Here is a 6,727-nt window from a genome sequence, read left to right on the forward strand (position 1 = left end):
CAGCACGATGTCGGTGCCCCGACCGGCCATGTTGGTCGCAATGGTGATCATGCCCTCGCGCCCGGCCTGCGCCACGATGTCTGCTTCGCGGGCGTGCTGCTTGGCGTTGAGCACCTGGTGTGGCAGGCCTTCCTTGTTCAGCAGCTGGTCGATGATTTCCGAGTTCTCGATCGACGTGGTACCCACCAGCACCGGCTGGCCACGTTCGTGGCATTCGCGGATGTCCTTGATGGCCGCTTCGTACTTTTCGCGCGTGGTCTTGTAGACGCGGTCAAGTTGGTCGTCACGGCGGCTGGGGCGGTTGGGTGGAATGACGGTGGTTTCGAGGCCGTAGATTTCCTGGAACTCGTAGGCTTCGGTGTCGGCCGTACCGGTCATACCGGCCAGTTTTTTGTACAGGCGGAAATAGTTCTGGAACGTGATCGAGGCCAGCGTCTGGTTCTCGGCCTGAATGTTCACGCCTTCCTTGGCTTCCACAGCCTGGTGCAGGCCTTCACTCCAGCGGCGGCCCGACATCAGGCGGCCGGTGAACTCGTCCACGATGACAATCTCGCCCTCTTGCACCACATAGTGCTGGTCGCGGTTGTACAAGTGGTTGGCCCGCAGCGCTGCATACAGGTGATGCATCAGCGTGATGTTGGCCGGGTCATACACCGAAGCACCTTCAGCAATCAGACCCTGGCTGACCAGAATGCGCTCGGCGCTTTCGTGGCCCTGCTCGGTCAGGAACACCTGGTGGGTTTTTTCGTCCAGTGTGAAGTCGCCGGGCTTGGTGACGCCTTCGCCCGTCCGCGGGTCGGCTTCGCCCTCTTGACGCACCAGCAGCGGAACCACCTTGTTCATGGCGATGTACATCGCCGTGTGGTCTTCGGCCTGGCCGCTGATGATGAGCGGGGTGCGGGCCTCGTCGATCAGGATGGAGTCCACCTCATCGACGATGGCGAAGTTCAGGCCTTGCTGCACGCGGTCTGCAGCCTCGTAGACCATGTTGTCGCGCAGGTAATCGAAGCCGTATTCGTTGTTGGTACCGTACGTGATGTCCGCACGGTAGGCCTCCTGCTTCTGCTCGCGCGGCATGTTGGGCAGGTTGATACCCACCGTGAGGCCCAGGAAGTTGTACAGACGCCCCATCCACTGCGCATCGCGGTTGGCGAGGTAGTCGTTGACCGTCACCACATGCACGCCCTTGCCCGACAAGGCATTGAGGTACACGGGCAGTGTGGCGGTCAGGGTCTTGCCTTCACCAGTGCGCATTTCGGCGATCTTGCCAAAGTGCAGCGCCATGCCACCGAGCAACTGCACATCGAAATGCCGCATCTTCATGATGCGCTTGGAGCCCTCACGGACCACAGCAAACGCCTCGGGGAGAATGTCGTCCAGCGACTCGCCCTTGGTCACGCGCTCCTTGAACTCCTGCGTCTTGGCGCGAAGCTGCTCGTCGGACAGCTTCTCGTAGTCGGGCTCCATCGCATTGATGCGTGTCACCGTCTTGCGGTACTGCTTGAGGAGCCGATCATTGCGGCTGCCGAATAGTTTGGTGAGGAAGTTGGTGGCCATGCGAACAGAACCGCTTGCCTCGCTGCATTGTTGCTAACAGCGCGTCAAGCGACCGAAATCCCTAAGATGAATTGAGTTCAGGTGGGTCCGCGTTTCGGGATTGCAAGCATTGCCATCCCGGGCGGCAGACGCCGGACCAGCGATTTTACCTGCCTGCTGCAGGTGTGGCCGTATGGCCGGGCAAGGCAGTCGGCTGGGCAGCCGCCACCTGGGCTTCGGTGGGGGTGCCACCAGCGCTCAGGAATTTTTGGGGATCCTGAAAAACCCCTTGTACCAGTACCTCGAAATGCAGGTGCGGGCCGGTAGAGCGCCCCGTCGAACCGACCTCTGCAATCTTTTGCCCACGGCGCACGATGTCGCCTTGTTTAACCAGCGTGCGTGATGCATGGGCATACCGGGTGATCAGCTGGTTGCCATGGTCCACCTCGATCATGTTGCCGTAAGCAGAGTGGTATTCCTGCGTAACCACCACACCGCCGGCGGCCGCGAGGATGGGGGTGCCCGTATCGGCCTGAAAATCCAGTCCCGTGTGCAGGGCCGACTGGCCTGTGATCGGGTCCACACGCCACCCAAAAGCTGAGCCCGCAGTGCGGCCCGTGACGGGGGCGTGGGTGGGAATCATTTTTTTGCGGATGTGCTGATCAAAAAGACGTGACTCCATCACAGTCATCAAATCCACCCGCTGGTTTGTGACGCGTTCCAGTTCATCGAGGGTGGACTGCAACTCCTCCACCGACAGGCGGCGTGCACCGATCAGAACGCCACCGCGCCCATCGGTCTTCTGAACGTCGGCAGGCGCCATGCCCGCCAGCCCCAGCACCCTGTCACCCAAAGATTCAAGTTGCACCATGCGCGCCTGCATTTCTCCCACCCGGCGCGCCATGGCATCCAGGTTGGCGCGCATGAAACGATCACGCTCTGCAAACTCATCCTTCACCACCAGGCGCACCAGCGAACCCACGATGGGCCACCCCTCGCGTGCGCCCTTCAAGAACACCCAGTGGTAGAGGCTCGCAGCCACCAGCATCAGGCACAGCGAAACCGCAAACCCCGCCAGCAGCAAACGCGTACCGGACAAATGAATGGCCCGGCTACGCGCCAGTCTGGCGTCCGTGATAATCAGATGCACACCTAGTTCTCCACGCCCGAAGACGCCACACCATGAACCGCCGCCACTACGCCGTCACCCTGCAGCAAGCCAGCGAGGAATCTCCCACGCTGGCCAAGCTGACAGCACTGACACGCGACTCCAGCGACCGGCTCAAGGCCATTGAGTTGCTGATCCCTGCGGCATTGCGACCCGCCGTACAAGCTGGCCCCATTGACGGGGACAGCTGGTGCCTGCTGGTAAAAAGCAACGCCGCAGCGGCAAAAATACGCCAGCTGCTGCCTGCGTTGCAGGCGCATTTGCGCAGCCGGGGGTGGGAGGTTAACGCGATTCGCCTGAAAGTTCAAACTTAACGGCTTGCGCCTGAACTTGGGAATGCGAGAGAAACAAGAGAAATGGTGCCGGTTGTCGGAATCGAACTGACGACCTACCGCTTACAAGGCGGGTGCTCTACCAACTGAGCTAAACCGGCGAACGCTGGATTCTAAGTGAAAAAACAGCGTTGAAATTTGAAATTCAGCCTATTTGACGCGCTTGAGCGAAGGTCGCGCACCGCCCGCTGTGGGCGGCGGCCGTGGCGCATCACCGCCATCGTCCTTCTTGCCATCTTCGGCGGTCACAAGCTGCACTACACGGTCTTCAGGGGCCGGCACGACACTGGTAGTGGCGGCATCCGACGTTGACGCCAGCACATCCGCTATGGCAGCGTGGGCGTTTACCACATCGCCACCAGAAAGGTTGTCTACCGGTGGAGGAAACGCCATTCCCTGGCCATTTTCGCGCGCATAGATTGCAATCACGCGCCCGATCGGGACGAGGATTTCACGCGGCTTGCCGCCAAACCGTGCCTTGAACTCAATGAAGTCATTGCCCAGTTGCAGCGAACTGGTGGCATCAAAGCTGATGTTCAGAACAATCTCGCCATCCTTCACATACTCACGCGGCACCTGCACGGAATCGTCCACACGCACCGCTACGTAGGGCGTCAGCCCGTTATCAGTACACCATTCGTACAGAGCACGAATGAGATAGGGGCGTGTAGACGTGGATTCCTGGGCGTTCATGAATAGAGCTCGCGGCGACTGCAGTGAATAGAAAAATGAGCAGATAGACCGGAGCTTACTTGCGCATGACCTTTTCAGAAGGTGTCAGCGCCTCGATGTAGGCAGGACGCGAGAAGATGCGTTCTGCATACTTAAGCAGCGGAGCCGCATTCTTGCTCAGCTCGATGCCGTAGTAGTCCAGGCGCCACAGCAGCGGTGCAATGGCAACATCCAGCATCGAGAAGTTGTCGCCCAGCATGTATTTGTTCTTGAGAAACACCGGGGCCAGCTGCGTGAGACGGTCGCGGATATGCGCACGCGCCTTCTCCAGCGCCTTCTCGTTACCCTTGGTGGCACGCGATTCGAGGATGTTCACATGCACGAACAGCTCTTTTTCGAAGTTCAGCAGGAACAGGCGCACGCGGGCACGGTCCACAGGGTCGCCGGGCATGAGTTGTGGGTGCGGGAAACGCTCATCGATGTACTCATTGATGATGTTCGACTCGTACAGGATCAGGTCGCGCTCCACCAGAATGGGCACCTGGCCATACGGATTCATCACGCTGATGTCTTCGGGCTTGTTGTACAGGTCCACATCGCGGATTTCAAAGTCCATGCCCTTTTCGAACAGGACAAAGCGGCAGCGGTGGGAGAAGGGACAGGTCGTACCCGAGTAAAGCACCATCATGGTGGGAGGCTCCTAAAAATCAAAAGAGTGGGACGCCAAAAGCGCCCACTCTACAAAAAACCCAATGGCACCCCGAAGGGTGCTTTTCGATGGATCTGGCGTTTACTTCACGTCCTTCCAGAAGGCTGCGTTCAGCCTCCAGGCGATGATGGTGAACACCCCCAGGAAAATCAGGACCCACACACCCACGCGCTTGCGGGTGTTTTGTGCGGGCTCTGCCATCCACTGCATGTAGTTCACCAGGTCACCGATGGCCTGGTCGTATTGAAGCGGCGTCATGAGACCAGGCCGAACCTGCTCCCAGCCCTTGAAAACCTGGGTCTTGCTACCGTGGCTTTCGTGTTCTTCAAACACCGGGCGGCGATCACCCTGCAACTCCCACAGCACATGGGGCATACCCACATTGGGGAACACCAGATTGTTCCAGCCCGTGGGCTTGTTTTCGTCGCGATAGTAGGTACGCAGATAGGTGTACAAGTAGTCCGCACCGGGACCCCCAGCGCCAGCACGCGACCGGGCAATCACCGTCAAATCTGGAGGATTGGCACCAAACCAGGCTTTAGCTTGCTTGGGGTCAATGGCCGCCTTCATCGTTTCGCCCACCTTGTCGGTGGTGAACAGAAGGTTGTCCTTGACCTGCTGGTCCGTCAAACCGATGTCTTTCAGGCGATTAAAACGCATGAACGCTGCCGAATGGCAGTTGAGGCAGTAGTTGACGAAGATCTTGGCGCCGTTTTGCAGGGACGCGAGGTCATTGGTCTTACCCGGAGCCTTGTCCAGGGGAATGCCACCGCCTGCGGCAAATGCAGAACCCATGGTCAGCCCGAGGACAGCTGCCAGCGTGAGGATGATTTTCTTCATTGTTGTTATCTCCTGGGGCTCAGTGCGCGACAAACGTTACGCGGTCAGGCACAGCCTTGGCTTCGCCAATACGGCTCCACCAGGGCATCAGCAGGAAGAAGCCAAAGTAGAACAGCGTCCCTACTTGCGACACGCGTTCGCCAATCGGCGATGGCGGCTGCACACCCAGGTAGCCCAGGATCAGGAAATTGATCACAAAGATGCCGTACAGGTACTTGTGCCAGTCAGGGCGATAGCGGATCGACCTGACGGGGCTGAAATCCAGCCAAGGCAGGAAGAACAGGATGATCACAGCGCCGCCCATCACGACCACGCCCCAGAACTTGGCGTCAATGGCGAGCATTAGCGCACAGGCCACAACAGCCGCACCGACGATGCCAATCTTGACGAAGCTGGGCAGCTTTGCCTTGAAGACGCCGAAGGCTGCTGCGCCCACCACACACAGAATCAGCGCGTACATCATCTCGCTGGTGATAGCACGCAGCATCGAATAGAACGGCGTGAAGTACCAGACTGGCGCAATGTGCAACGGAGTCACCAGCGGGTCGGCCGGGATGAAGTTGTTGTACTCCAAGAAGTAACCACCGAACTCGGGCGCGAAGAACACCACGGCCGTGAACGCCATCAGGAACATGCTCAGCGCGAAGATATCGTGCACCGTGTAGTAGGGATGGAAGGGCACGCCGTCGAGAGGCTTGCCGTTGGCATCCTTGGGCGCCTTGGGGCCCTTGATTTCCACGCCGTCGGGGTTGTTGGAGCCCACGTCGTGCAGCGCCAGCAAGTGGGCCACCACCAAGCCCAGCAGCACCAGCGGGACAGCGATCACATGGAAGCTGAAGAAGCGGTTCAGCGTGGCATCACCCACCACGAAGTCGCCACGGATCAGCAAGGCCAGATCAGGACCGATGAAAGGAATGGCAGCGAACAGGTTCACGATCACCTGGGCGCCCCAGTACGACATCTGGCCCCAGGGCAGCAGATAGCCCATGAAGGCTTCGGCCATCAGGCACAGAAAGATGGCGCAGCCGAAGATCCAGACCAGTTCGCGCGGCTTGCGGTAGCTGCCGTAGATGAGCCCACGGAACATATGCAAGTACACCACCACAAAGAACGCTGAGGCGCCTGTGGAGTGCATGTAGCGGATCAGCCAACCCCAGGGCACATCGCGCATGATGTACTCAACCGAAGCAAACGCCAGGTTGGCGTCGGGCTTGTAGTGCATGACCAGGAAAATGCCGGTCACGATCTGAATCACCAGCACGACCAAGGCGAGCGAGCCAAAGATGTACCAGAAATTGAAGTTCTTCGGAGCGTAGTACTCCGACATGTGCACCTTGTAGGCGTCAAACGCGGTCGGGAAGCGGTTCTCGAACCAGTTCGTGACCTTGGCGCCTGCCGAGGCGTTGGGGGAGATTTCCTTGAATTCAGCCATGTCGATTTACCTCAGGCCTTCTTGTCTTCGCCGATCAA

At 59.1% G+C, this 6,727-nt stretch carries 7 protein-coding genes and 1 tRNA gene; 1 reads left to right on the forward strand and 7 read right to left on the reverse strand.

Annotation, left to right across the window (positions count from 1 at the left end; all coding sequences use genetic code 11):
* Both secA and ACK4OE_RS24460 read right to left on the reverse strand, forming a co-directional pair.
* A partial coding sequence (gene secA / locus ACK4OE_RS24455; protein ID WP_409888981.1) for a preprotein translocase subunit SecA occupies positions 1-1,557 on the reverse strand: 1,557 nt, incomplete at its 3' end.
* Positions 1,558-1,702: 145 nt separating this feature from the next.
* Complete coding sequence (locus tag ACK4OE_RS24460) at positions 1,703-2,686, reverse strand: M23 family metallopeptidase (RefSeq protein WP_409888983.1); 984 nt, start codon at positions 2,684-2,686, stop codon at positions 1,703-1,705.
* A gap of 32 nt (positions 2,687-2,718) precedes the next feature.
* Here ACK4OE_RS24460 and ACK4OE_RS24465 point away from each other — a divergent pair, with 32 nt between their 5' ends.
* The gene (locus tag ACK4OE_RS24465; protein ID WP_056060290.1) at positions 2,719-3,018 is read left to right on the forward strand and encodes a hypothetical protein; all 300 of its coding nucleotides are present in this window, start codon (positions 2,719-2,721) and stop codon (positions 3,016-3,018) included.
* Positions 3,019-3,061: 43 nt separating this feature from the next.
* Here the strand turns inward: ACK4OE_RS24465 and ACK4OE_RS24470 are convergent.
* From ACK4OE_RS24470 to ACK4OE_RS24490, 5 genes are all read right to left on the reverse strand, one after another.
* Positions 3,062-3,137 (reverse strand) — tRNA-Thr (locus tag ACK4OE_RS24470).
* A gap of 49 nt (positions 3,138-3,186) precedes the next feature.
* Positions 3,187-3,729, reverse strand: a complete 543-nt coding sequence (locus tag ACK4OE_RS24475; protein WP_409888986.1) for a ClpXP protease specificity-enhancing factor — start codon at positions 3,727-3,729, stop codon at positions 3,187-3,189.
* Between the two features lie 55 nt (positions 3,730-3,784).
* Positions 3,785-4,396 (reverse strand): glutathione S-transferase N-terminal domain-containing protein, encoded by a 612-nt coding sequence (locus ACK4OE_RS24480; protein ID WP_409888988.1) that lies wholly within the window; start codon positions 4,394-4,396, stop codon positions 3,785-3,787.
* A gap of 102 nt (positions 4,397-4,498) precedes the next feature.
* Positions 4,499-5,257 (reverse strand): cytochrome c1, encoded by a 759-nt coding sequence (locus ACK4OE_RS24485; protein ID WP_409888989.1) that lies wholly within the window; start codon positions 5,255-5,257, stop codon positions 4,499-4,501.
* A gap of 19 nt (positions 5,258-5,276) precedes the next feature.
* Positions 5,277-6,689, reverse strand: coding sequence for a cytochrome b (locus tag ACK4OE_RS24490; RefSeq protein ID WP_409888991.1), 1,413 nt, complete (start codon positions 6,687-6,689; stop codon positions 5,277-5,279).
* Positions 6,690-6,727: the final 38 nt, after the last annotated feature.

The organism is Acidovorax sp., assembly GCF_046314175.1.
Taxonomy (GTDB): Bacteria; Pseudomonadota; Gammaproteobacteria; order Burkholderiales; family Burkholderiaceae_C; genus Acidovorax.

Coding starts and splice junctions, on each gene's coding strand:
- ACK4OE_RS24465 (WP_056060290.1), top strand. CDS start 2,719: ATGAACCGCCGCCACTACGCCGTCACCCTGCAGCAAGCCAGCGAGGAA.
- ACK4OE_RS24475 (WP_409888986.1), bottom strand. CDS start 3,729: ATGAACGCCCAGGAATCCACGTCTACACGCCCCTATCTCATTCGTGCT.
- ACK4OE_RS24480 (WP_409888988.1), bottom strand. CDS start 4,396: ATGATGGTGCTTTACTCGGGTACGACCTGTCCCTTCTCCCACCGCTGC.
- ACK4OE_RS24485 (WP_409888989.1), bottom strand. CDS start 5,257: ATGAAGAAAATCATCCTCACGCTGGCAGCTGTCCTCGGGCTGACCATG.
- ACK4OE_RS24490 (WP_409888991.1), bottom strand. CDS start 6,689: ATGGCTGAATTCAAGGAAATCTCCCCCAACGCCTCGGCAGGCGCCAAG.